Source organism: Pantoea sp. K16 (genome assembly GCF_048452805.1).
GTDB classification, from domain to species: Bacteria; Pseudomonadota; Gammaproteobacteria; order Enterobacterales; family Enterobacteriaceae; genus Pantoea; species Pantoea agglomerans.
Genome location: NZ_JBLWNV010000001.1, coordinates 257,261 through 281,228 on the forward strand (window position 1 = coordinate 257,261; position 23,968 = coordinate 281,228).

Annotated in this window: 21 protein-coding genes; 9 read left to right on the forward strand and 12 right to left on the reverse strand. The window is 53.0% G+C overall.

What is annotated here, in order from left to right:
• Positions 1-62 precede the first annotated feature (62 nt).
• Positions 63-1,133 carry a LacI family DNA-binding transcriptional regulator gene (locus ACK13D_RS01245; RefSeq protein WP_418795451.1) on the reverse strand — a complete coding sequence of 357 codons (1,071 nt, stop codon included), beginning with the start codon at positions 1,131-1,133 and terminating at the stop codon, positions 63-65.
• Positions 1,134-1,398: 265 nt separating this feature from the next.
• On the opposite strand from ACK13D_RS01245, the gene ACK13D_RS01250 reads away from it, so the two are divergent.
• A complete protein-coding gene (locus ACK13D_RS01250; protein WP_022624645.1) occupies positions 1,399-2,661 on the forward strand; it encodes a maltoporin in 1,263 nt (420 codons plus the stop codon).
• Positions 2,662-2,744: 83 nt separating this feature from the next.
• On the opposite strand, the gene ACK13D_RS01255 is transcribed toward ACK13D_RS01250, so the two are convergent.
• From ACK13D_RS01255 to ACK13D_RS01280, 6 genes are all read right to left on the reverse strand, one after another.
• Positions 2,745-3,068 carry a glucose PTS transporter subunit EIIB gene (locus ACK13D_RS01255; RefSeq protein WP_010259145.1) on the reverse strand — a complete coding sequence of 108 codons (324 nt, stop codon included), beginning with the start codon at positions 3,066-3,068 and terminating at the stop codon, positions 2,745-2,747.
• Positions 3,069-3,488: 420 nt separating this feature from the next.
• Positions 3,489-5,564: a beta-galactosidase gene (locus ACK13D_RS01260; RefSeq protein ID WP_418795454.1), complete on the reverse strand. Its 2,076-nt coding sequence runs from the start codon at positions 5,562-5,564 to the stop codon at positions 3,489-3,491.
• Between the two features lie 41 nt (positions 5,565-5,605).
• Positions 5,606-6,799: a glycoside hydrolase family 53 protein gene (locus ACK13D_RS01265; protein WP_031594603.1), complete on the reverse strand. Its 1,194-nt coding sequence runs from the start codon at positions 6,797-6,799 to the stop codon at positions 5,606-5,608.
• Positions 6,800-6,802: 3 nt separating this feature from the next.
• The gene (locus ACK13D_RS01270) at positions 6,803-7,654 is read right to left on the reverse strand and encodes a sugar ABC transporter permease (protein ID WP_010259151.1); all 852 of its coding nucleotides are present in this window, start codon (positions 7,652-7,654) and stop codon (positions 6,803-6,805) included.
• A gap of 10 nt (positions 7,655-7,664) precedes the next feature.
• On the reverse strand, positions 7,665-8,972 hold the full coding sequence (locus tag ACK13D_RS01275; RefSeq protein WP_029519279.1) for a carbohydrate ABC transporter permease: 1,308 nt from the start codon (positions 8,970-8,972) through the stop codon (positions 7,665-7,667).
• 41 nt (positions 8,973-9,013) lie between these two features.
• The gene (locus ACK13D_RS01280; RefSeq protein WP_061902282.1) at positions 9,014-10,234 is read right to left on the reverse strand and encodes an extracellular solute-binding protein; all 1,221 of its coding nucleotides are present in this window, start codon (positions 10,232-10,234) and stop codon (positions 9,014-9,016) included.
• A gap of 325 nt (positions 10,235-10,559) precedes the next feature.
• On the opposite strand from ACK13D_RS01280, the gene ACK13D_RS01285 reads away from it, so the two are divergent.
• Positions 10,560-11,678 carry an ABC transporter ATP-binding protein gene (locus tag ACK13D_RS01285; RefSeq protein WP_010259154.1) on the forward strand — a complete coding sequence of 373 codons (1,119 nt, stop codon included), beginning with the start codon at positions 10,560-10,562 and terminating at the stop codon, positions 11,676-11,678.
• A 244-nt stretch (positions 11,679-11,922) separates the two neighbouring features.
• On the opposite strand, the gene ACK13D_RS01290 is transcribed toward ACK13D_RS01285, so the two are convergent.
• Both ACK13D_RS01290 and ACK13D_RS01295 read right to left on the reverse strand, forming a co-directional pair.
• Positions 11,923-12,522 (reverse strand): hypothetical protein, encoded by a 600-nt coding sequence (locus ACK13D_RS01290; protein ID WP_033760995.1) that lies wholly within the window; start codon positions 12,520-12,522, stop codon positions 11,923-11,925.
• Between the two features lie 30 nt (positions 12,523-12,552).
• Complete coding sequence (locus tag ACK13D_RS01295; RefSeq protein ID WP_010670649.1) at positions 12,553-12,894, reverse strand: hypothetical protein; 342 nt, start codon at positions 12,892-12,894, stop codon at positions 12,553-12,555.
• Positions 12,895-13,295: 401 nt separating this feature from the next.
• Here ACK13D_RS01295 and ACK13D_RS01300 point away from each other — a divergent pair, with 401 nt between their 5' ends.
• From ACK13D_RS01300 to ACK13D_RS01315, 4 genes are all read left to right on the forward strand, one after another.
• Entirely contained in the window at positions 13,296-13,733 is a 438-nt protein-coding gene (locus ACK13D_RS01300; protein ID WP_033760988.1) for a DUF2628 domain-containing protein, read from the forward strand.
• 358 nt (positions 13,734-14,091) lie between these two features.
• Positions 14,092-15,969, forward strand: coding sequence for a M48 family metallopeptidase (locus ACK13D_RS01305; RefSeq protein WP_050680000.1), 1,878 nt, complete (start codon positions 14,092-14,094; stop codon positions 15,967-15,969).
• A 135-nt stretch (positions 15,970-16,104) separates the two neighbouring features.
• Positions 16,105-17,073, forward strand: a complete 969-nt coding sequence (locus ACK13D_RS01310) for a YiiG family protein (protein WP_062759322.1) — start codon at positions 16,105-16,107, stop codon at positions 17,071-17,073.
• Positions 17,074-17,319: 246 nt separating this feature from the next.
• On the forward strand, positions 17,320-18,837 hold the full coding sequence (locus ACK13D_RS01315; protein ID WP_418795460.1) for a hypothetical protein: 1,518 nt from the start codon (positions 17,320-17,322) through the stop codon (positions 18,835-18,837).
• Between the two features lie 196 nt (positions 18,838-19,033).
• Here ACK13D_RS01315 and ACK13D_RS01320 read toward each other — a convergent pair whose 3' ends face one another.
• On the reverse strand, positions 19,034-19,924 hold the full coding sequence (locus tag ACK13D_RS01320; RefSeq protein WP_418795462.1) for a LysR family transcriptional regulator: 891 nt from the start codon (positions 19,922-19,924) through the stop codon (positions 19,034-19,036).
• A 129-nt stretch (positions 19,925-20,053) separates the two neighbouring features.
• Here ACK13D_RS01320 and gstA point away from each other — a divergent pair, with 129 nt between their 5' ends.
• Positions 20,054-20,659: a glutathione transferase GstA gene (gstA, locus tag ACK13D_RS01325; RefSeq protein ID WP_418795464.1), complete on the forward strand. Its 606-nt coding sequence runs from the start codon at positions 20,054-20,056 to the stop codon at positions 20,657-20,659.
• Positions 20,660-20,827: 168 nt separating this feature from the next.
• Positions 20,828-21,571 carry an alpha/beta hydrolase gene (locus ACK13D_RS01330; protein WP_418795466.1) on the forward strand — a complete coding sequence of 248 codons (744 nt, stop codon included), beginning with the start codon at positions 20,828-20,830 and terminating at the stop codon, positions 21,569-21,571.
• Here the strand turns inward: ACK13D_RS01330 and ACK13D_RS01335 are convergent.
• Positions 21,568-21,879: a cupin gene (locus ACK13D_RS01335; RefSeq protein ID WP_010259799.1), complete on the reverse strand. Its 312-nt coding sequence runs from the start codon at positions 21,877-21,879 to the stop codon at positions 21,568-21,570. The genes ACK13D_RS01330 and ACK13D_RS01335 overlap by 4 nt on opposite strands.
• A 436-nt stretch (positions 21,880-22,315) precedes the next feature.
• Between ACK13D_RS01335 and ACK13D_RS01340 the strand changes: the two genes are divergently transcribed.
• Entirely contained in the window at positions 22,316-23,137 is an 822-nt protein-coding gene (locus ACK13D_RS01340; RefSeq protein WP_033786796.1) for a DUF4225 domain-containing protein, read from the forward strand.
• On the opposite strand, the gene ACK13D_RS01345 is transcribed toward ACK13D_RS01340, so the two are convergent.
• Positions 23,109-23,438 (reverse strand): hypothetical protein, encoded by a 330-nt coding sequence (locus tag ACK13D_RS01345; protein WP_022624631.1) that lies wholly within the window; start codon positions 23,436-23,438, stop codon positions 23,109-23,111. The genes ACK13D_RS01340 and ACK13D_RS01345 overlap by 29 nt on opposite strands.
• Positions 23,439-23,968: the final 530 nt, after the last annotated feature.

A 23,968-nucleotide genomic window follows, 5' to 3' on the forward strand; every position in this document is an offset into this window, starting at 1 on the left:
TCCTGATCTGAGCATAGCAGCGGCGCGTTCTTATGCTTTTTTTATCTGCTTGCGGTGCTCTGCTACTCAAGACGACTGGCGAGCAGCCGCAGCTGCTCAGCAATCTGCTTCAGATCACGCTGCTGCTGACCGGCGATACCCGTCGAGCTGCGTACCACCAGTTTTGCCGGAAGGATAGAAGAGGAACGCTGCTCATCCTGCTCACTGGCTAACAACAGACGCGCGACCGCCTCTTTGCCCTGTAAATCAAGATCGAGCGACACCGTGGTCAGCGCCGGATGGAAGAAGGCACTTTCATAGGTGTCATCGTAGCCAATCACCGAAATCTGCCCCGGCACCGCTACACCGCGCTGATGCAGCGCGCTCAGCACACCCAGTGCCATCTGATCGTTTCCCACCAGCAGCGCGCTGAACTCCGGCGCTTCACGCAGCAGCTGCAGCACGCCGTTGTAACCACTTTGCGCATCCCAGTTACCGTGGCTGACGCTGACCGGCTTCAGACGATAGCTCTCCAGCGTATCCAGCCAGCTCTTTAACCGCAGATTGGCAGAAACGGACTCCTCTGGCCCGGCCAGCAGAGCAAATTCCCGATGCCCCTGCTCATAGAGATATTTGACACTGGCACGGGTGCCGTCAGCCGGGTTAAACGAAACGTTAAACACCGCGCTGTAGGGATCAACATCAAGAAACAGGCACAGGATATCTTCGTTCTCCTGCACGATCTGCTCCGCATCACTGCTCTCCAGCGGAACGTTGATAATCACCTTATCCACGCGCTGCGACTTCAGCTCATTGATACAGTTCTGCAGACTTTGATTGACGTTCTCATCAATCATGGCGATCAGCACCTGATAGTCAGCGGCATTGGCATATCGTTTAACCGCAGCGGCCACCTGCGAGGGAGCATGCAACGCCAGCGATGTGGTCACCAGACCCAGCGTTGTGCTCTGCTTACCCACCAGCTGTTGCGCGAGTCTGTTTGGCACGTAGCGCAGGGTCTCAATAGAGTGCTCCACCTTGCGCCGCGTTGATTCTGAGACGTTTGCCGACTTATTCAAAACCCGCGAAACCGTCTGATAAGAGACGCCAGCATGGCGGGCGACATCCTCTAAAGTGGCATTTTTTGATTTCATAATTCGCATCCCTGATTACCGATGGCGGAATGGTATCACAGCAGCCGAATAAGCCAGGTTACCGCAATCACATTGCGAAAATAAAAAGTAAAAGTCATACCTTCACATCAAGAGATTTGGTGATCTGATTCACTAATCGTTACAAATACCGCCACTTTATTTGCACTGCATCACACATTATCGCGATTTTGTTTGTCACTCATCTGACAAAAAGCGTTAACTGCCGCTGTTATGTGAACGTATTACAAATAAAATTGAGGATAACATGGAAACAAGGTTACGTACTGCTGCTGTGGCGCTTGCTGCGGCCCTGACCTCCCCGACGCTCTATGCTGCTATCGACAACATTGATTTCCATGGCTATCTGCGTGGTGGCGTTGGCGTATCGCAGGATGGCGGTATTGAAGAGTATCAAAAGAACAAGATTGGCCGTCTCGGCAATGAAGCCGACACCTACGGCGAGGTTGAGCTGGGCAGCGAAGTCTACAAAAAGGATGACGTCAGTTTTTACGTCGACACCATGGTCAGCATGTTCTCCGACGGTTCTAACGATAACGAAACCACCTTCGGTGACGATGCGCAGTTTGGTTTGCGTCAGCTTAATCTGCAGATCAAAGGGCTGGTGCCGGGTGACAAGAATGCGGTGATCTGGGGCGGTAAACGTTACTACCAGCGTCACGATTTGCACATCATTGATACCAAATACTGGAATATCTCCGGCTCCGGTGCGGGTATCGAAAATTACACTCTGGGCCCGGGCGCGATCTCCTTTGCCTGGATCCGTGGCGATGCTAATGACGTCGATTACCGGGTCGATGGCGATAACGACGTCAACATTAACTACCTGGATCTTCGGTATGCTGGCTGGAAACCGTGGAGCGGTGCCTGGACCGAGTTTGGTATTGATTACGCCATGCCGAACACCACTAAAAAGCAGGAAGAGTATGGTGGCCTGTATGATGCTGAAAACGGCGTTATGCTCACCAGTGAAATCAGTCAGGATATGTGGGGCGGCTATCAGAAACTGGTATTCCAGTACGCCAATAAAGGCCTGGCACAAAACATGATTTCACAGGGCGGTGGCTGGTATGACATGTGGAACGATACCCGCGATGCCACCGGCTACCGCGTAATCAATACCGGCCTGCTGCCGATCACCGACAAGTTCTCCCTGAATCAGGTCTTTACCTGGGGTTCCGCGGATGACGTCACCGCGCAGACCAGCAAAAGCACCCTGCTGTCGCTGGTGGGTCGTGGTCAGTATCAGTTCACACAGTATGTCCGCGGCATCGGCGAAGTGGGTAGTTTCTGGCAGAAAGATGAGAACAAAGTGGGCAGCGACTACAAACAGGCGGGTCAGAAATATACGCTGGCGCTGGGTCTCGCAGCCGGTCCCGAATTTATGTCACGCCCGGAACTGCGTCTGTTTGCCTCTTATCTGAATGACTCAGAAGACGGACACAGTTTCCAGGACAACACCAGTAACAACACCTGGAACTTCGGCGTACAGGTCGAAGCCTGGTGGTAACCAAGCAGTCTCCTCATTGTGATCATTGTTAAGCTCTTATGCAGGGGCTTATTTGGATAACCGGCGACGGTTATCCATTTTTTTTACTCCGGCTGAAGCGGCTTGAAGAATCGGGCTTCCAGCAACTGACGCAGCTGGTCGGATTGCGTACCAAAGATGGCATGAACTTCCTGCCCCAGAATCACCACGCCAATCGCCCCCGCCTTCTGTAATCCTGCCGTATCTACCGCCCTCAGCGATGTCACTTTCACCCGCAGCCGGGTTAAACAGGCGTCCACCTGCTGAATATTTTCACGCCCGCCAAAGCACTCTACAAGACGCTCCAGCAGCGCACTGTCAATCTCAACCTCTTCCGCCGTCAGCGGCTGCCGACTGAAATATTGCTTAAACGATTTCAGACTCACCATGTTGTTCTCCTCCAGATAATAAAAAGGCGGGCTGCTGCCCGCCACTCACGACTGATAAACGAAAACGAGGGGGAATGGCTTCAGGGCACTCACAGAAAATACACTCTTCCTGCCCTCAAACCCTATTCCTCCGCCACAAAGTCCGCAATTAAAGCCGGTCCAAAACTTCCAACAGACAACTCCCATGCGCAAAGCGATGGGGGCCAGTACCTGTAGCAAAGCATCACGGGCCACGGACAAAAACGCCGGGAGCGTTTTTGAACAACGCAACGCGTTGGCCCGGGAACGGGCGCACCTCAGGGATGAGGTGCGTAATTGCCCGTGTTGAGCTGGCAGGGATGCCATCTTTTGCGTCTTTGCGGAAGGTACTGGCCCCCTGAGCCGATGCTAAACCTGCCAGCAAACGGCATTAAACTAACGTCAAAGGCTTGCGCCTTCAGTTAGCATCACACTCAGAACGCGACATCCCCACGGCGCCAGCACCAGCGATTCCCCCACAACCGAGCCATCGATCAAATCGCTGAGCCCAGCAGGCAACGACAGCTGCTGCACCTGACCGGTAAAATTCTGCACAAAAAGAAACGCCTGTTCGCCATCAGTGCGCCGCTGAACGACCACACCCGGTGGCAGATCAATCGCCAGCGCGCGCGGCAACGCCAGCTGCTTAATCAACGCACCATAAAAATCCCGCTGGAAAGACAGATCATTACGCGATGCGATATACCAGGCTTTGCCCTGACCCACGCGATTCACCGTCACCGCCGGGGTACCGGCATAAAAATCGCTCTCATAGCTGGCCAGCGCCGTTGCCCCTTCCAGATGAATATGCTCGCAAAGCTCTCGCGCCTGATAAGGCCCGCTCAGACCCAGCTCATTGCCGCGCACCCCGCGTACACCATTAAACTCCTCATCAGTCAGACTATCGATCTCTTCTGACCAGATGCCAAGCAACGGCCGCAACGGCCCCGGGAAGCCACCGGGATAACACAGATCGCTCTCATTCACGATGCCGCTCCAGTAGCTGGCAACGAAATGCCCGCCCCGCTCAAGATGCTGCTCCACCCGCGCCGCAAAACCATCCCGCACCATATACAGCATCGGCGCAATCACCAGATCGTAACCACTGAGATCGCAGTCGCCGTTAATCACATCCACCGCCACGCCCTGCTCCCAGAAAGCACGATAGTGCTCGTTCACTGTGCGCTCATAATGCAGTCCGAGATTGCGCGGCCCCTGCGCATTATCCATCGCCCAGCGACTCTCCCAGTCGAAAATAATCGCCACCCGCGCCTCAACCCGGCTGCCCATCACCGGCGTCATCGCGGCCAGCATCCGGCCCAGCTCACTCACCTCACGACCGGTGCGCGTATCAAGATGACCCACATGATCGACCACCGCGCCATGAAACTTCTCGACCGAACCACGGCTCTTGCGCCACTGGAAATATTGCACCGCGTCCGCACCATGGGCCACCGCCTGCAGTGACGACAGAATATGCATCCCCGGCTTCTTCAGCTTGCTGGTCGGCTGCCAGTTGGTGGCGCTCGGCGTCGACTCCATCAACACGAAGGGCTTTCCCTGCTTCAGGGTGCGCATCAAATCGTGGTACATCGCGGTATAACAGGCGAGCGTGGTCTCATCCTTCTCGTTATGCCACATCGGGTAGCTATCCCAGGAGATAAAATCGAGCGCCGGTGCCAGCTTCCAGTAATCGTAGTCGTAGAAATATTCCATAAAATTGGTGGTCGCAGGCAGATCGGGATTGGCCTGCTTCAGCGGTTTAATCTCCTCACGACAGAAGTCAGTAACCTGATCGGTCATAAACCGCCGCCAGTCCAGATTCAGACCGTGAATCGACATCTCACCCTGTGGCGCTGGCGACACAATCTGTGACCAGTCGCTGTAGGTATGGCTCCAGAAATCACTCCACCAGGCGAGATTCAGGTTCTCCAGCGTCTCATAACGGCGCTGCAACCAGCTGCGAAACGCCTGCTGACAGCGATCACAATGACATTCTCCGCCATACTCATTGGAAATATGCCAGCCGAGCACCGCCGGATGATGCGCATAACGCGCCGCCAGCCGGCTGTTCATCGCCTGCACTTTCTGGCGATACACCGGCGAGGTCATGCAGTGGTTATGACGACCACCATGCAGAGCCGGCACGCGATCGCGCCCCACACGCAGCACCTCCGGATACGCCTGCGACATCCAGGCTGGTCTGGCCCCGCTCGGGGTAGCAAGAAACACGGATATCCCCTGCAGCCAGAGCGTATCAATCACCTCATCCAGCCAGCCAAATTCATAGCGCCCCTCTTCCGGCTCCAGCTTCGCCCAGCTGAAAATACCCACCGACATAACGTTACAGTTCGCCTGCTTCATCATCATGACGTCGTCATCAATAATGCCCGGCTGGTGCGCCCACTGTTCGGGATTGTAGTCAGCACCATGCAGCAGCCGGTTAACCCGTGCGCTGAGCGGGGGAAATTTATTCATACCTGTTCCTCAGAGGTAGACATCAGCATTTGCGCTAATGGTTAATGAAAAACCTGCAGCGAAGGCAGCGCCTTGCCGTGACAGTCAAACAGCGCCTGGTTTTCGCGGGCGTTACCCTGTTTCCATTCGTCGTGGATATATTTCATGCCAGCGGGCGTCGCCCAGGTATTGCCGGGCGCAGGGATCCACGCCGGTTCCCAGTAGACCACGCCCTTGCCGCGATGGTCCGGCACCGCCAGCACCGCTTTGATCAGATCGTGCAGATAAGCCGCCTGGCCTGCTACGCTGCCGGGATAGCCGCCCGCCTGCTCCTCTTTGGCCTGGAAACTGTTCTCCGCGCTATCGCAGTTTTCCAGCGTGTAGCCGTAGGCCGCTTCCACCACCATCACGTCTTTGTCATAGCGCCGGGAGATATCATCCATGTTGGCTTTCAGGGCGCTGATGGGGCCGTTCCAGTAGGTGTACATCGACAGGCCAATCACATCGAATGGCACATCACGCTTAACGATCTCGTCGAACCACCAGCGGAACATGTCGTTCTTTGTGCCCTCAGCCAGGTGCAGCATGATCTTCACCTGATGCGGGTCGCTGAGATTCTCACGCACCCCGCTGATCCCGGCTTTCAGCAGACCGGCCAGCCGATCAAACTCACCGCCGTTCTGGCCCCAGCTTTTGCCTTCCGGCCAGAGCATGCCACCGTTAAGTTCATTGCCAATCTGCACGATATCCGGCATCACACCGTCCGCTTTGAAACGGGCGATGGTGTCGCGGGTATAGTCATGAACCTGGGTTTCCAGCTGCGGAAAAGGCAGCGACTGCCAGGCTTTGGGCTTGAACTGCTTGCCTGGGTCTGTCCAGAAGTCGCTGTAGTGGATATCCAGCAGTAGCTTCAGGCCCGCCGCTTTTACGCGCTTCGCCAGCGCCAGCGTGGTCGTCAGATCGTTGCCGCCACCACCGTAGGTCTGACCGCTGCCGTCGCGGGGATCCACCCACAGCCGCAGCCGTATGGTGTTGATGCCGCTGGCTTTCAGGATGGCGATGGCATCCTGCTGCTGGTTATCTGCGTTGTAGAATTTCGCACCCTGCTTCTCCAGTTCAGCCAGCGATGAGATATCCGCACCTTTGATAAAATCGGCTGGCCACGGCCCGGCAGAGCCGATGACAGGCTGATCGGCGGCGAGCAGCGGTGTCGCCCAGGCCAGTGCCAGGGCGAGAATCAATGTTTTTGGCGTCATGATTTATCCTTTAGTACTGCCTGAGGCCAGGCCAGAAACGAAGTATTTCTGCAGGGCCAGATAGAACACCGCCACCGGCACGGCGATCAGCACAGCACCGGCGGCATATGTGGTGTAGCTGGCGCCCATTTTTTGCGACACCAGGTTATAGAGGCCAATCGGCAGCGTGAACTGCTCTGGCGTTCGCAGAATGGTGCTGGAGAGGATGAAATCACCCAGCGGGCCGGTGAAGGAGAACAGCGCCACTACCGCCAGGATCGGCTTCGACAGCGGCATAATGATCTCAACAAAGATGCGGAAGTTGCCTGCACCGTCCATGCGCGCTGACTCATCCAGATCTTTGGGAATCGAGTCGAGATAACCCTTCATCAGCCAGGTGTTCATCGGGATCATCCCGCCAACGTAGATCAGCACCAGCGCCAGATGGCTGTTGATCAACCCCAGCAGCTGCGACAGCACGAAAATCGCGATCAGCGCCGAAAACTGCGGGATCATCTGTAACAACAGAAACAGCATTAGTCCGTTCTGCCGCCCCTTGAACCGAAAACGGGAAAAAGCGTAGGCGGTACAGCTGACACTGATCAACGTCAGCACCATGGTCAGGAAACTGATTTTCATCGAATTCCAGTACCACGTCAGGTAAGGCACCGTGCCATTGAACAGGTCGCGGTAGTGCTGCAGCGACGCATTCTCCGGAATGATCGAACTGCTGAGCAGGCTGTTACCTGCATTCAGTGATGCTCCTACTGTCCAGACCAGCGGATAGATAATGATGGCCGAGACGGCCAGCACCACCAGCCAGGTCAGCGACAGGCGTATCCACCTTTCGCGTTTAATACTGCCGGACTTCGCCATAACTGATTCCTTACGCCATCTCATCTTGTTTAAACGACCGGGTCGCGCGGAACTGCCACAGCGCCAGACCTACCACGAAAATCGACAGCAAAATGGTGATAGTGGCGGCGATAGCATATTGCGACGACGACATGGTGAGCTTGTAGATCCACGACACCAGGATATCGGTTCCTCCGGCATTCGACCCCGCCACCGCCGGACCGCCGTTGTTAAACAGATAGATGATGTTGAAATTATTAAAGTTGAAGGTGTATTGCGTGATGATGATCGGCGCAATGGCGTAGAGCACCAGCGGCAGCGTGATGGTTTTCAGCCGCGTCCAGGCACTGGCACCGTCCATGATCGCCGCCTCATAGAGATCGTCAGGGATCGCCTGCAGGACGCCGGTAGTCATCGCAAACACAAACGGGAAACCGAGCCAGGTCTGCATCATAATCAGCGCGGTTTTGGTCCAGAAGGGATCGGTCATCCACGCTTTAGGTGCAATGCCAAAGAAGTCGAGAATAGCGTTGTTGATCACCCCAAAGCTGTCGTTGAACATTCCGGCGAAGACCAGAATGGTGACGAAGCCCGGCACCGCCCACGGCAGGATAAAGATGGTGCGGATCAGCGGCTTAAAGCGCAGGTCCTTCTGATTGACCAGAATCGCCAGCATGACGCCCACGGTGCACTGCAGCGTGGTAGCGAGCAGTGTCCAGACAACCGTCCATTGCAGCACATCAAAGAAGGTGGAGCGCCAGATCGACAGAGTAAAAATGTTGATGAAGTTTTTGAACCCCACCCAGTCCACCAGCTTCGCCGGAGGCGTGTGATAGAGGTTGTAGTTGGTGAAGGCGATGGCGAAACCGAACAGAATCGGAAACACCACTACAAACACCAGCAGAATAAAGCCTGGCGAAATCATCAGATAGGGGAAGCCATCGCGCAGCAGTAACTGATACTGCTGGCGCACGCTGTTCAGCTTCTGGCCCTTGTCGCGCCTGACGCCATTGACCCAGGCGTCGCGCATTGACACTCCCCAGACCGCCACGCCGAAGGCGGCAATCAGTACGCTGATAATGCCCTCTGCCAGCAGAAAAATGGAGTTATCACGCGGCACCGATTCGCCCAGCGTATAGAGCCCCCAGAATCCCTCACGCAGAAAATCGTGGAAGACGCCGGTAAAACTGCTGAGCAAAATCAGAAAACAGAGCCCTTTAGCCCACTGGCGGTGGTAAAACTGGCCGAAGCCAGGCAGCAGTGCCAACAGCGCACCGGTGGTCGCATGACGACGCGGACGCTTAGCCGTCACCAGATTTTCATCGGAAGATATAGCCACACCCTGATCCTTATCCTGTACGGTTATCCCGTGAACCTGCATTACTGGTTGCTGGCCTGCATCGCTTCAATCTGCATGGTGATCTGCTTCACTGCATTATCCAGTGCCGCTTTTGGCTCCTGCTTGCCGGATACGCTCAGCTCCAGCGCAGCATTGGCTGGCCCCCACACTTCCTGCATTTCCGGCACGCCAGGCATCGCTGACGCACGCGCCGCCTGCACCGCGACCGCGTTGGCCTTCTCATCATCTTTGATAATCGGATCGTTCATCAGCGCGGTGACCGGTGGGATCTCCTGGGTTTTCTGATAACGCTCTTTCACGTACTGCGGCTGGTTGATGAAGGTGAGGAACTTCTGCGCCAGCGCCTGATCTTTACTCCAGGTAGAGACCACATAGCCTTTGACGCCCAGGAAGGAGCTCATCGGCTTGCCGTTAGGCAGCAGCGGCAGCGGTGCCACGCCATAGTTGATTCCGGCAGCCTGATAAGGCTGGAATGCCCACGGCCCATTGATCACCGCCGCCGCTTTTTTCTCGGTAAACAGCGAGTCGATGGCGTTGAGGCCGTTGTCGCCCATGATGCCACCTGGCAGCAATCCTTCACTGAAGAAGCGCTTGAGATATGTCACCGCTTCCACGCTGCCCGGGGTGTTCAGACCGATATCCTGAATGTTAATGGCGCCTTTGGCGTCTTTGCCAAAGATGTAAGAGCCCATCGGAGCCATCACACCCCAGCTGTAATAAATCTGGTCAAACTTAGCGAGCAGGCCATACTGCTTCGCCTCACGCTGCTTCTGGGAGAAGGCACGGTATTCCTCCAGCGTTTTCAGTGGCGACGGCAGCAGATCTTTGTTGTAGATCAGCACCAGCGTTTCCACCGCTTTGGGTACGCCGTAGACCACACTGTTCTGTGTGAAAGCCGCCATTGCTGAGGGGGTGTAAGCGCTCTGCTCTGCCGCATCAATTTTCAGCGGTGCCAGTAATCCCTGTACGACCGCGCTGCCGAGCTGGTCATTAGGGATCACCAGGACATCCGGGCCAATACCCGCCGGGCCATCAAGACGCAGCTTCTCAATCTGCTGTGCAAACGGCATCTCCTGAACTTTCACTTCAACGCCGAACTGTTTCTGAAAATCGGCGATCGCCGTTTTGATGCCGTCTGATTTTTTAATGTCTTCCCAGACGGTAAGTTGCTGAGCGGCCCAGGCGGATTGATTAAGCATCAATGCGGAAAGAAGTAGCGTAACGCTGATTTTGATTTTCATTACTGGCCTCGTGTGAAGGTATGACATTTTAAGCTGTCATTTGCTGATGTTCTTTTTTGACGCACATGCTGAACAAGGAATTATTGAGCATATGAAGTGTGGATAACGTATCGCATTTGAGCCATAAGCTACGCGGAATGCGTACCGCGCTCCAGCCCGTTCGCATCAATGTGTGATCGCTATTACAGAAATCAAAATCAGCGGTAGGGCGCACTCTGGCGGAACGATATAGTCAGCGCAGGCACCATCAGGGCTGACGTGTAAAAAGACAAACTGTTATACGTCGTACATTTTAGCCGCCAAATCCCTTGCCATGAGGATCAGCATGTCCAGCATCAGATTGAGAAACGTCACCAAACGCTTTGGTAAAACAGAAACGCTGAAAAATATCGCGCTTGATATTGAGGCCGGTGAGTTTGCGGTCTTCGTCGGTCCGTCAGGCTGCGGTAAATCCACACTGCTGCGGCTGATCGCCGGGCTGGAAGAGATCAGTGACGGTGAGATTTTGATTGGTGATGAGATCATGAATGATGTCGCACCCTCGCACCGCGGAGTGGCAATGGTGTTTCAGTCTTATGCGCTTTACCCGCATATGACGGTGGCGGAAAATATCGGTTACGGACTGAAGGTGAACGGCGTGCCGAAAGCGCAGATTCAGCATCAGGTAGAGATGGTGGCGAAGACGCTACAGCTTGCGCATCTGCTGGATCGTAAACCAAAGCAGCTTTCCGGCGGTCAGCGTCAGCGTGTCGCCATTGGTCGCGCAATCGTGCGTAATCCCCGGGTGTTTATGTTTGATGAGCCCTTATCGAACCTGGATGCGGAGCTGCGTGTCGATATGCGGCTGCACATTGCGAAGCTGCACCAGGAGCTGAAAACCACCATGGTCTATGTGACGCACGATCAGACGGAAGCAATGACGCTGGCCGATAAGATTGTGGTCATGAACTACGGCAAGGTTGAACAGGTGGGTTCACCGATGGCGCTCTATTACAACCCGATTAACCGCTTTGTCGCCGGTTTTATCGGCTCACCTAAGATGAACTTCCTGCCTGCGCGCGTGGAGCAGTGCGGCCCTGCTGGCCTTGTCGCCCTGATCAATGACGGCGAACATCGGCTGCAGCTCCCCTCGCCCATCCGCCAGTTGCAGCCTGGTGATGAGATCACGCTGGGTATCCGGCCGGAGCAGTTGCAGATCAACGGCGATGCGCCACTGAATATCAACTTCCACTGCGAAGTGGTTGAGCGACTTGGCAACAACACCTATCTGTTTGGTCAGAGCCACGGCCACGACGGCTTCAAGATGCTGCTGCCCGGCGATGTGCATTTCCGTCCTTATCAGACGCTGCGCCCAACCTTCCATCCGCACCATTGCATGGTATTTGATGCTGAAGGTGCTCGTATCAGCGCGGATATAGCGATGCCGCAGGTTCGCGCAGCCTGAAGTAGATGTTTGCATAAAGTTAACGAGAGGCCGGAGACGGCCTTTTCTGTTTTCAGGCCTGGCATAACGCCTGAAGAAAGAGGTCAGGAAAGGGGTTTGCGGGCAAGCCGTGATGACGCGCAGACGCGTCAGCCTGAGCATTGTTCAGACAAGGCATTGCAGGTGAGTTCTGAGTAAACTCATGAACCCCACCGGCAACCCCTTATCCGGGTCGATCAGCTAACCGGGCTTATCGACTGAGGCCTTACTTACCGAGGATATTGTTTACTGCTTTCAGGTGGCCAGCCTTGTCTTTGTGGTTTGAAATCACCTGAATAACGGTGAATTTCTTGTTGGCGACCGCCAGCAGCGTCGCCTGTTGCACATCGTTGCCACCCATTTTGTCGGTGGCTTCAATATGATAGACCGGCAAACCGTTGGTATTTTCAGTTTTCTCACTGATCACCGTATAAGAAGGTGAAGCCTGCTTCTGCTTGTCTTTGATAGACTTCCCGCCTTCAAGAAAATCAGCGTCACTGCCACCGCGCGCAATCAATGGGATCTCTTCTTCGCCAATGATCAATACGCGTTTTTCCTGCTTGTTCACATACATGGTGCCTGGTCCGCCGCCCGGCACAGGCTGCTTTTCATAGCCCTGCAGTTTGAACGTCTGTTTGCCATCCAGCAAAGAGATCGTCTGAGTCTGCGTGTTTGCAGCTGGTGCTGTCTCAGCTGCTGATGCCATCAGAGAAGTACCGCCGATGGCAGTTGCCAGGCAGATCGCACCCATAATGTTTAATGATTTTCTTAATTTCACCATGAACTCCTTCGTATTGATGATATTTCCATTTCGCTGATACAGCATCAGTATGGCCTGTATCAGTGATGTGAGGTGTTATCGGGTCAGGTCGTAAATACAGATCCCTGAGCCGAGCAGAAACAGAATAATCGGCCAGTAGAGAACGGGAATAAAAAAGAAGTTGTGGGTTTTTTCGGGGGCCATCATTGGCTGGCTTTTCGTTGCTTGTGCAAGGGAGTCCAGCCATTTTTCCTGCCGAAGCACCCAGACAAAGGCCGCACAAAAAAGGGCAGAAACGATCAGCGTAGCCCCTGTCGCCCATAGATGGGAGACAAAGAAACCGTCGTAGTAATAAATATCTAACAGCCATTTACACAGGAGGTAGGCGGCAGAAATTAATACTGCGACGAAAAAACCCACTCCGCTCCATGCGATCATCTTTATATCCTTCTAAGGTGTGAGGAACGAGGAATATTTTTTTTGAAAATTAACATATTTTTATCATTGTGGCGATATTTTCTTTGGTGCTAATATCAATTACATCCAGCCCAGGAGATGTCCGGCCTGTGCAATTTTCACATTACTGATTCTGATGGATTTATTTTCAAATATTGTTGTTTAACCTGAATTCGGCACCCGTGCAGCTAATAGCGCACCCAGGGTGTAGCATGGCTATTTGTACCGTACCGATATTATTTTCGTGCAAATTAACACGGCTACCCTGTTTTTAAAATTCGTATGCGCTGTTCTGGCGGTCGATAAGCACCATTCATGCGGCTGTCATCCGTCTGAAACAGTGTCGGTCTCTGTAGTTTTCTGCGCAGGATATTGAGGCAACCATGAATCAACCTATTGAAAATCATAATAAAGTAAACGCAACTAAAGAGTACAGTGCGAAATGGCAGACCCGCTTTGATTTTTTCGACCTTCATGGTGCTCCCAGTACACCAGGCTTCAGACAGGCATTGAAACAACTGCCTTTCAGGCAAAAATTAAAAGTGAACATGAATTTAATTGCCTTTCTTTTCGGCCCGATTTATCTGTTCGTACTCGGCCTGTGGAAGAAGAACATCATGCTGATTTTAATTATGGTAGTTGTTTATACTATTTTGATCATCGCCTTAGCGATAGCGGGCATGGAATTTCCACGGTATCTTCAGATCGGCCTGGGCTATGGTTTTAATGCCCTGTACGGCATGAGCACCAATTACAGTTATTACCTGAAAGAGAAAAAAGCCGATAACGGCTGGAATCCCTTCAAAGGGATGCGCTGGTAATTTTTTCGCACCGCTCTGATGGTAAAATATAGGATTATGGTGTATCGGATGCAGACAGATGGCGGGGATTAGCCCTCGGTCAGGAGATCGGACAGAATAAGTGATGAGCACTAACTCAAATTAGTGCTGTCGTGGCAGAACCACCGGAAGCCGCCAGAAAAATAACCTGACGGAAAAGGAAAAAATCGCCGAAAATATCCGTCTATACCTTTTCAAAACGGGTTCAGGCTGACTTATAATCGCTCTGCAATAATTATAATATCGTGAAGCTCGCATAAATGTTTCCGCACCGTTTAACCGGGGCCAGGATATTCTTTTCGGAATTTCCTGATAGCAGCAGCTTCTCCCTTTCATAGACATGCAGGAAGTTATTATTTTGAATACATTAACGGAATTGAAAAAGGGTTATCTAAAGGTATTTTTCTGGCTGCTGTTCACACTGTTTCTCGTTCCTGTCATTACCCTGTTTTTTGCTGAATATGGCAACAAACAACTTGATCAGCAATACACGCAGTTCTTCATGGACGATGCGCGGGAACAACATCAGGATACGGACAAACTACAGGCGTTTCTGCAGCAGAACCCGCCTTCCAGTGTCTGCGGCCCGGTAGATGAAAATCTGCAGGATTACAAAAACGCCGTCTGCGAACCGCAATCCGAACTGTGGCAGTTCTACATGATGGATAAAGTGGCATTCTGGACGCTGATCGGCAGCGGCGCTGTCCTGCTGATGGTGCTGTTGTTCAGTGCGCTGGCCTTTAAAAGCCGCCAGGGACAGGTTATCAGTCTGGCGCTGGCCCGCAAGTTCCTGATGCTGGCCTGTTCGCTGGAAGTCATGGTACAGGGCGGCATGCTGGTATGGCTCTCATTCTGGGGCACCGCCTTCTTCACACAAACCTATTATCCAAAACTGGTGATGGCAGTAGGACTGCTGGTGCTGGCCGGCATGTATTACATGATTAAAGGCATCTTCAAAAAACTCCCACCGGAAGAGAGTATTGAAGGCGAAGTCGTGACCCGCGAAGCGGCACCGGCACTCTGGTCACAGATTGATATGCTCGCCGCCAGAGTGGGCACCACGCCACCCGATCATATTGTTGCGGGTATCGACACCAACTTCTACGTGACCGAAGCTCCGCTGAACGTGAATGGGAATCCGCTCACCGGCCGTAAGCTCTATGTCAGTATTCCGCTCCTGCGTCAGCTCACCGTTGCGCAGGCTGATGGCGTGATGGTCCATGAGCTGACCCACCTGCATGAAGGCGACACCGCCTCCGGCGCATTACTGGGACCGAAACTGCATCGGTTTGATCTCTATATGCAGCTGATGGGTCAGAATGTGGCCACGCTGATCGTCTTCTATCCGCTCTATCTTTATCGCATGCTGTTTGAACTGGCGTGGCAGCGTAACAGCCGTGAACGTGAGTTTGTCGCGGATCGCAATGCATCAACGCTGGTCTCCCCTGCCGCGATTATCGAATCACTGATCAAAGTATCTGCGTATGCCAGCTACCGGAATGAAGTTGAACGAAACTTCTTTAATAATCAGACGCTGCACGAAAATGAACTGGGGATCAGTAAAGCTATTGCTGCCGGTCTGCCAGAACATGTCGCCTCTCCGGACTTTATCAGCGTCATCCGTGAGCAGAATGTGCCGCACCCGTTTGATTCACACCCGCCTCTGGCGGAAAGGATGCGTAACGTAGGGTATGAGATTAACGAAGCTGACTATGCAGCGATCGCCGCCGATTTCCCGGCCCAGAGCTGGGTCGATCTGATGCCGGTTGCCAACGAGATTGAACAGCAGTTATGGCAGAAATATGAGCGCGACTTCTCTTCTGTGCATGAAGAGAGCCTGGCCTGGCGCTATCAGCCTGACGGTGAAATGGAAACCGCGCTGGTGCTGAAGCATTTCCCCAATGTTCCTTATACCCTGAAAGATGGCTCGCAGATCGTCATCACCTGGCAGGGCATCGTGTCGCCGAAAACCGGCGAAGTGCTGGAGTGGGATAACGTTAAAAACATCAACGTCATTCGTAGCTTCGGCCGGGATAAGCTCTACGTGCAACATGTGCAGCCAAACTCGCAGGGAAAAAAACGCAGTGAGATCCCTCTGCCGGGCCTGAAAAAGGAGATTGAAGCCTTTAAAAACACCCTCGGCTATTACTGGCATCGTCATCAGACAGTCAGGGCGTTGCTGAAAGAAGAAACGGCGGCAGCGACGCAAAGCGCATAACCCGTTTGTCATCGGCTCCCTCCTCGCAGCTGAAAAGGGAGCCAATGCGAACATTTATTTTCAATCTCTATTTCTGACCACATAAATAAAGGAACGATTGTGTTTAAAAGAGCAAGCAGGGCCATGATACCCGGGATGCTGTTGACTGCCCTTGTGCTGCCGCTGGCAGCATGTGACAACAGTGACAAAGCGGATGCAAAACCCGCCCCGCAGAGTCAACCCCAGGCTGTTGCGGAGGATAGCGCTGCGCAACTCACCACAAAATTAAACGCCTATGTGGGTTGCTTTAACACTACGGATGGATCGGTTCGCGATAGTGCCCTGCGCTATGTGAGCTGGATGGCAAATGCTGAAAAGGGGCCAACCGGCAAAGAGCGCAGCGTTAACGTACTGGGCGAGGTTACGCCTTATGAACTGGAAAGCTGCACTAAAGCCATCAATCAGGCATCAAAGGCTAAACCGACGTTACCGGCGCTGGATGCTGCAGCAACACAGTATCTGGCGGATTTAACGACATTGCAGCCGCTGGTTTCGCAGGCTCATCTTTACTACAGTCAGGAAGATTACAAGGATGATGGCTTCGCGAAAGCCAAACAAATGCATCCGCCGCTCATGAAGGCGTTTAACAGCTTTATGAAATCCAGCGACCAGTTCGGTGCCGAAGTTGAAAAAGAGAACAATGAGGTCGTTGCTGCGCAACTCGTTGAGATTGAAAAGTCTGAGGGCCGTCATAGTCGCTACTACCGCCTGGCATTAGTCACACAGGCCAAACCGCTGGCGACCCTGTTTACCTCTTCCGCTCCCGACGTGACAGAGATGACAAAAGCGATTGATGCTTACAGTACGCTGCTGAGTGAGGCAGAAAAGGCAACGGCCAGCGAAGCGGGCAAGCCATTAACCTGGTCCATCTTCCAGGATAATGCCGGAACCTTCCTGAAAGACTGCAAGGATCGCATGCGTCGGATTCGCGATAAAACACCTTACAGCACGGGTGAGCAGAGTCTGCTGAAAGGAAGCGGCAATTCAGGCTGGATGGTATCGGGTTCACCGATGCGTGTTTTAAAATCCTATAACGAACTGGTTGAGGCCGGTAACCGCCTGTAAGCTGAATACCTGCCCCGCATGCCTCCGGGCAGGCTTCGTCAGTCGGGCTGCTGCGTGCAACCCGACTGACGCTGTCACCTGCCGCGAAAAAAAATAAAAATGTTCACGCGCCAGCATTTCGTTAAAACGTTATGCCAGGCTAGTGTGCTGGATGGATCTAAGATCCGTGGCAAAGCGCACCCCTGAGCAGGATGCGCGCCGCATCAGATTTTCTGACTGTAAAATTTTTGACTGAGAGGAGTGAGAGTGCAAGCAAAGGTCGGCGATATCTACAGCGTGTATTCCCCGCAGTTGCAGCAGTACGTCGCCTGTCAGGTGACACACCTCCAGCAGCCTGCTAGTGCCAGAGGCAAAGTCCTTGCAGCCATACTCCAGCTCGACTGGGCAGGTGATCATTTGCCTGACAGGGCGGAAGCCAGCCGTATGCAGCCTTTGCGCTGTAGCTACTATTTTGTCAAAGACAGCTTCGATCACGGTTATGTCTCCGCCAATGTCCCACCGGGACATGTATTAATTGCCAACCTGCCGCCGCTGGCAGATCAGGAAGTAAACGCCTACAAGTTCGGCTGGGACGTGGGAGACAGTCTTGTTCGTCAGCGAAACTGGGAGAAGATCGACCCGGCCAGCCGTGCGCGGTTCAAGGCAGCTTCAGGCGCGCCCAACGTGGTTGTCGGCGGCCAGACACTTCGCCAGGACACCACCCGTATCAATGACCACCTCCTGCAAACCCTGACCGATCTCTCTGAACTGGATCGCCTGCCCTGCCTGATGACCATCGAAACCCGCCATGGCACCCCGGAACTGATGGCCTATATACAGCAGCATGACTTCATTAATGAGTTGCACTGGCAATCCGCTGTCGTCAGCGAAATCGATGTCGGGGCGACCCGTCTGTCGCGTTTTATTCTGCACCCGGCAGGCGTCAGCTGCGTGCGGCTGAATCCTGATCTCTCCCTGCTGTCACTCACCGCAACGCCTTCTTCAGGCTTTCAGGTAGAGGCTGATCAGGAAGGGCGCAACCTGTGTCTGCAATGTTCGCAGACTTTGCCTGTGCTGCAGGGTATTGACCGGCTCAGGGCATTGTCACTAACAGGCGTTAAAGAGATTGACCTGGCGCCAGTCGTTGAACGCTTTACCTGTTTGACTGAGCTGCGCATCTGGGGAAATCCCGGCGTAGCCAGCAATATGCATCGTATTGCCGCACTGCCACAGTTGCAGATGCTGACCTTCTTCGACCTGTTTGGCTTCAGCGCGGCTGATTTTCCCTCACCAGAAGCGTTGCCCAATCTCTCATGCCTGTGGATGACCAGCGTCCCGCTTGACGTAATCAGCTCTGTCAGAACCGCTTATAAAAAGGCGACAACTCAGGGGTTGGATCTCTCGCTGAGTAAAGCGCGCAAGCCGGAATGGCTGGCTGAGAATCTGCACAATCCTTTCCGGGACTGGGATGGACGCGAACATATTTCGGCCACTTATGCCAAAAAAGCGTCGCTGGCTTACAAAAACCTGCGGGCTGCCACGATCAACATCGATAGCAGCATGGATGTGGCGAGCCTGTTAACCGCCGCTGTAACCGCCTACACCGAAGCCTTTAATCTCATCGACCGGCGTTCAAAGGCGATTGAGACGGTCGAGCGTGAGGAGATCTACAGTGTGCTGTGCGATGTTCTGAATCCGCTGGAGCAGAAACTGGGCGAGCAAGGCGCCACGCTTGTGGATCAGCCGCGGTTGTATCAGCTGTTCGACCAGTTACGCGAATTCTGAGCCATCCCGATGATTCAGGCGTGTTCCGCCACGCCATAAAACCGTTATTCGCCCCGATCACCTTATGCGGCAAAGCGTTAAGACGCGAGTTGAGAAAGGATCGCGGTCGGGAGAGTCTGCCGATCTCTCTTTCCCGGCCAGCCATTCTGCTGTTTATGATCGGGTAACGGCGGATAAAGTCAGCGGTGCAGTGGGATTATCCGGAGATATTACCCTGCCCTTTACGCAGTCCGTTCAGGAGTGCCTGCGTCGCGCCAGAAGCTTTTCCGGAAGGCGAACAGACCAGCCCGAATTCACGGTACAGAGGCGGGATGACCGGCATCACTGACAGGCCGCGCCGTTCCGCTGGCAGGGCTGATTCCGGCACCAGCGCGACACCCATGCCTTCACGTACCAGCATGCAGGCGCTGATCCAGTCGCGGACTTTTACGCGCACGTCAGAGAGGTGGGATCCTGACTGTTCCATCAGGCTTTTGCCATTAACGACGCATCCGCCTGTTGCAAGCACAAAGGGCTGGTCTGCCAGTTCCTGCAGGGTTATACCGTTCGCGCCTGACTGACCGATGTGCGGAGCGCTGGCTGGCATGACGGCGACCCATGCGTCCTGTCCCAGTATCACATCAGCACGTCCGGGTGTGGGGTTCATTACCACCCCCAGTTCAACGGTGTCCGCTGCAAGCCACTCCTCAACTTCTTCATCCGTCCCTTCCAGCACCACCACCTCCATGCCCGGATGCAGACGCCGGAAGTTACGCAACAGCCCAGGCAGGAGTGTGGACGTCACAGAGGGAAAGCTGGCAAGCCGAATGCGTCCGCCTTTTAAACCCCGGCTCTCATCAGCCAGCACGCGGATCGCGCTGAGCTGCGACAGCATAATCCTGGCATGTTCAATGACCTGCTCTCCCAGCGCGGTAACACCGATGTGCCGGCGCTCACGCACGAATACCGCGAACCCGAGTGACGACTCTAACTGGGTGATAGCCTGGCTGGCACCGGACTGTGTCATGCCTGTCGTTTCAGCAGCACGCGAAATATTGCTGGCATCGGCCACCGCCACCAGCAAGCGCCAGTGCAGAAGATTCATCATGGTTATCAGTAGCCCAGCTAATAGTTAATTATTGGAGCATTAATTTTACAGAATCCTCTGCGTTAAGCACAGTCTGTTACGTAACGACAAAGAGAATCTCACATCGCTTTCAATGTTAACGGAGAAGACATGAAACTTTATTACGCCCCGGATACCTGTTCGCTGTCACCCCATATCGTGCTGCGTGAACTCGCACTGGAGTTTGAGCTGGTTAAAGTGGATAACAGGAGCAAGCTCACCTCTGACGGACGCGACTTTCGCCTTATCAACCCCAAGGGCTATGTTGCTGCGCTGGAACTGGACGACGGGCAGATACTGACTGAAGGGCCGGCGATTGTGCAGTACCTCGCCGACCTGAGGCCGGAAAGCGGGCTGGCACCGCCAGCAGGCAGCTGGGCGCGTGTTCGACTGCAGGAGTGGCTGAACTTCATTACCAGTGAAATCCACGCGGGTTCCGCTCTGTTGTTTAACCAGGCACTGCCCGACGCTGTCCTGTCACTGTTTCGTGAAAAGCTCTTCCGGCGGTTCGACTTTCTGCAGGATACGCTCGCCGAAAAAGCGTTTCTGATGGGGCCATCATTCAGCATTGCTGACGCCTACCTTTTCACCGTACTGGGCTGGTGTAAGTTCTTCAGCATTGAACTGGATCGCTGGCCTGCGCTGGTGGCGTACAGAGCAAATATCAGCGCGCGCCCTGCTGTACAGGCGGCATTATGGGCAGAGGCGACGCAGTAAGCGCGGACAGATTGGTGGCCTGATGCCAGAGTATGAATAACCGATCCTTGATCTGCTGCTGGCGCCTTGCGTAACGGTAGTCTGGAGCCAGAAGCAGACGGAAATTTATCGTTTCACCGGGAACGGGTTAGTATCTCCAGACTGACCTTTTAGCGGGGAGTCGGCTTTATGATTAACAATACCAGGGCGGAAACCTCTGTCATCAGGCATGCCGACAGGAATTTTGACGTCACGTTATTGAAGGTGAATGAGGCCAGCCAGTGTATCCTTTTTGCAGCAGGTGCTGGCGGAATTCCATTGCGTCATCTTGAGCTTCTGCAGACCTTTAGCCGCAATGGTATTTCAGTGGTAGCGCCCCATTTCGAACGGTTAACCTCTTCCACGCCCTCAAAGGCTGACTTACTGGAACGCAGCCAAAGACTTGTCCTCGCCCGCGATGCGTTTTGTCAACATTATGCCTCGATTACCGGCGTCGGGCACTCACTCGGCACCGTGATTCTGTTGATGCACGCCGGGGCGACGGCCTGGACTCGCACCAGAGAGAAGGTGACATATGCAGGCAGACAGGATTTGAATCAACTGGTGCTGTTAGCGCCACCTGCGGATTTTTTCAGAGCACCCTCAGCCCTCGCCTCCGTGAAAGTGCCTGTCAGGATCTGGACTGGCGAGAAGGACACCCTGACACCGCCATCGCAAGCGCTGTTCATCAAAGAAGAATTAGATAATAGAACTGAGACAAAACTTTGCGTGGTTAAAGATGCCGGGCATTTCACCTTCATGAACATCCTGCCGCCGCATATCACTGACACCCACCCATCACGCGACGCCTTTCTTATCAATCTGGGAGAAGAGATTGCCCGTTTTGTCACTGGCTTGTTGGCTCAGCCAGATAATGAATCACAACTTAATTAAACCGATCCCTCTTTTTCAATCACCAGCACGCGGGCGACGCCCTGTGGACGCGCAATATGCTCTGTCCCTTCACTGGCATAAAAAATATCACCAGCGTTGAGTACCCGGCTTTTAACTTCGCCCTGCTCTTTATATTGCATTTCAACACATCCATCCATGACAGCAAAAACCTCCTGACCATCGTTGATGTGCCACTTATAAGGCTGATCGGTCCAGTGAAGTTTCACGCTGACATTATCGAAGCTGGCAATATGCTGTGAGTCCCAGGCCTTCGAACCGGTAAATTCCTTACTGCAATAAAAATTCATTTTAGCTCTCTCAACAGGAGTGATTTAACGCCATCGACATCATCAATATCAGAGAGAGTTGATCGATTCTATACGTCAGGCATCTGTTGTCCTGATCTGTCCTCTGGTTGTCCGTTTAGGGGCAGAGCGGGGGTTGTGACGATCAGTTTGACCTGCCGTCTTTTACTGAATCGGCCAGACAGGCGCGATATTCTGATAAAACGTAACGCGGCCAACGCGCTGGCGATCTCAATCACATGAGTTTCGCTTTGGGTCGGTTTTCGGTGTCATGTGAATGGCCTCTGTATAAGTGTGAAAGCCACGATCATTTGAAATAAATCCTGATAGTTCATCCTTTAACGTGTTATCCGAAGCAACATATCTTCAACTGTAACGACGGTTTACACCTGTAAATAATGGGGTATTATCGGCGATATTATGTACAGGGAGAAGATAAATGGATGTAGCATTGCTTGATATGATGCGCTCAGGCAGAAGTAAAAACTGGGCGGAAACAATGATTAACCTTGAGGCCAGAAAGCTAATTAATACAGCTAATCATGTGTCCTCAGTCCATCTTTCGAATGGCATGACTCAGGTGAAGTTTGTTCAGGAGATCAGAGATCTGGTTGAGCAGCAGTTTGCGTCTGCCCGACGTGCAAAATCAGACGAAGAATGCATAGCCTGTATTAAAAATCTGAGGGAAGAAACGGAAAACCTTCAGGAGCAGGACAGAATGCTGCGCATGAAAACGGCGAAACTTTATGCCAAAGTGGAGTTCGTCAGGGAAAATAATAAAATTGTCGGGTATGTCATTTCGGCTGTAAATGTAGTTTTGTCGGGGGCTGAAATAGCTGCTGGCCTGACCCTTATAGGAACTATGACACCATTGGGCGTTCTGGCCGGTGCAGTTTTAGTTACTGATGGTGCGAACGGCATAAGCAAAGAAATTGCGCACTATGTAATGGATAACAAACAGTCTGAAGGATTGGTTGCTGATGCCGCTATGTCCACTGCTGCATTCATGGGGTTCAGCCCTGATAGCGGGCTGGGAATCTATAAATCAATCTCGCTTGTTGCAAATGCCTATAGCGTATTCGGTCTGTTCAGACGCCCTGGAACCTGGCGTCTGTTCAGATATCTGCCCGCGGATTATTTCAGGAAAGTCAGCACTATGAGCCGTCCAAAACTCACAATGAATATAGTCGGTTATGGTGTTAAAGCTAAGGTCATATTTGACCTTATGTCTGTCACTGATGCTGCTCTGAATGAGCCGTGATTCTGCGATAGCGCCATGACTTGTATGCAAGCTTTGCTGGGGCTAAATACCATATAAAAGGCAATACAATCGCAAGTGTGGCCGCCAGCGTGATGCTGGTATCTACGGATGCCAGCATCAGCGTAAGAGCAAGTATGATAAAGGCAATAATAGTAATCCACTTCGAGGCGTTAAAGCGGTTAGCAAGATCATGGATCATGGAATCCAGTGAGCCACCATAATTAGCCATATTGTTTTTCAGTTTTAGTAGATCTGCATGACTAAAGCCGGATTCCAGTAGTGCTTTTTCACTCACTTTCATAGATTTTCATCCTTAAAAATTACCTGAATAGCTTAAGCAAGTTTACCTGAAAACGGCACTAAAAAACCCGTGAAGTGCAGGCTTTCTGTCGCGTGATACTTGTAACCGTCCATTATCCACAGAGCGGGTGGTTAGCTGGGATCAGCATGATTTACCAGTGCGCTTTTCCTTATCTATCAGATAGTGCCCCTTGTGGATGTACTCCTGGCCGCGAAACAGCTGCGGCTAATCGGGATTTCCAGATACTGTTGGCATTTACTGAGAGATTGCCAACTCATCAGCCAGCCCTGACCCGTCATCCTGACCATGAATAACCATGTAATACAATCGTTTAAATCTGTTCGCTAACTGGTCATCAGTGGCCACTGTACGGGTAGACTGCGTTCGCCATCTCCTGTGACCTGGACGAATCGACGCAACGCTATCCTTAAAGATGTGCGAGACGTTGAACATATGGTGATATGTTTGCGATCAGCAAAGGGGATATGCCTGATAAGTTATGGGCAGTAATAACAACTCACTTCTCAAAT

What these genes read in the sequence shown, in the direction of transcription:
- ACK13D_RS01335 (WP_010259799.1), bottom strand. Translation starts at nt 21,879, where the DNA reads ATGAATTTTTATTGCAGTAAGGAATTTACCGGTTCGAAGGCCTGGGAC.
- ACK13D_RS01295 (WP_010670649.1), bottom strand. Translation starts at nt 12,894, where the DNA reads ATGATCGCATGGAGCGGAGTGGGTTTTTTCGTCGCAGTATTAATTTCT.
- ACK13D_RS01305 (WP_050680000.1), top strand. Translation starts at nt 14,092, where the DNA reads ATGCAGGAAGTTATTATTTTGAATACATTAACGGAATTGAAAAAGGGT.
- ACK13D_RS01255 (WP_010259145.1), bottom strand. Translation starts at nt 3,068, where the DNA reads ATGGTGAGTCTGAAATCGTTTAAGCAATATTTCAGTCGGCAGCCGCTG.
- ACK13D_RS01320 (WP_418795462.1), bottom strand. Translation starts at nt 19,924, where the DNA reads ATGATGAATCTTCTGCACTGGCGCTTGCTGGTGGCGGTGGCCGATGCC.
- ACK13D_RS01300 (WP_033760988.1), top strand. Translation starts at nt 13,296, where the DNA reads ATGAATCAACCTATTGAAAATCATAATAAAGTAAACGCAACTAAAGAG.
- ACK13D_RS01285 (WP_010259154.1), top strand. Translation starts at nt 10,560, where the DNA reads ATGTCCAGCATCAGATTGAGAAACGTCACCAAACGCTTTGGTAAAACA.
- ACK13D_RS01245 (WP_418795451.1), bottom strand. Translation starts at nt 1,133, where the DNA reads ATGAAATCAAAAAATGCCACTTTAGAGGATGTCGCCCGCCATGCTGGC.
- ACK13D_RS01260 (WP_418795454.1), bottom strand. Translation starts at nt 5,564, where the DNA reads ATGAATAAATTTCCCCCGCTCAGCGCACGGGTTAACCGGCTGCTGCAT.
- ACK13D_RS01330 (WP_418795466.1), top strand. Translation starts at nt 20,828, where the DNA reads ATGATTAACAATACCAGGGCGGAAACCTCTGTCATCAGGCATGCCGAC.
- ACK13D_RS01310 (WP_062759322.1), top strand. Translation starts at nt 16,105, where the DNA reads ATGCTGTTGACTGCCCTTGTGCTGCCGCTGGCAGCATGTGACAACAGT.
- ACK13D_RS01345 (WP_022624631.1), bottom strand. Translation starts at nt 23,438, where the DNA reads ATGAAAGTGAGTGAAAAAGCACTACTGGAATCCGGCTTTAGTCATGCA.
- ACK13D_RS01270 (WP_010259151.1), bottom strand. Translation starts at nt 7,654, where the DNA reads ATGGCGAAGTCCGGCAGTATTAAACGCGAAAGGTGGATACGCCTGTCG.
- ACK13D_RS01280 (WP_061902282.1), bottom strand. Translation starts at nt 10,234, where the DNA reads ATGAAAATCAAAATCAGCGTTACGCTACTTCTTTCCGCATTGATGCTT.
- gstA (WP_418795464.1), top strand. Translation starts at nt 20,054, where the DNA reads ATGAAACTTTATTACGCCCCGGATACCTGTTCGCTGTCACCCCATATC.
- ACK13D_RS01250 (WP_022624645.1), top strand. Translation starts at nt 1,399, where the DNA reads ATGGAAACAAGGTTACGTACTGCTGCTGTGGCGCTTGCTGCGGCCCTG.
- ACK13D_RS01340 (WP_033786796.1), top strand. Translation starts at nt 22,316, where the DNA reads ATGGATGTAGCATTGCTTGATATGATGCGCTCAGGCAGAAGTAAAAAC.
- ACK13D_RS01290 (WP_033760995.1), bottom strand. Translation starts at nt 12,522, where the DNA reads ATGCTGTATCAGCGAAATGGAAATATCATCAATACGAAGGAGTTCATG.
- ACK13D_RS01265 (WP_031594603.1), bottom strand. Translation starts at nt 6,799, where the DNA reads ATGACGCCAAAAACATTGATTCTCGCCCTGGCACTGGCCTGGGCGACA.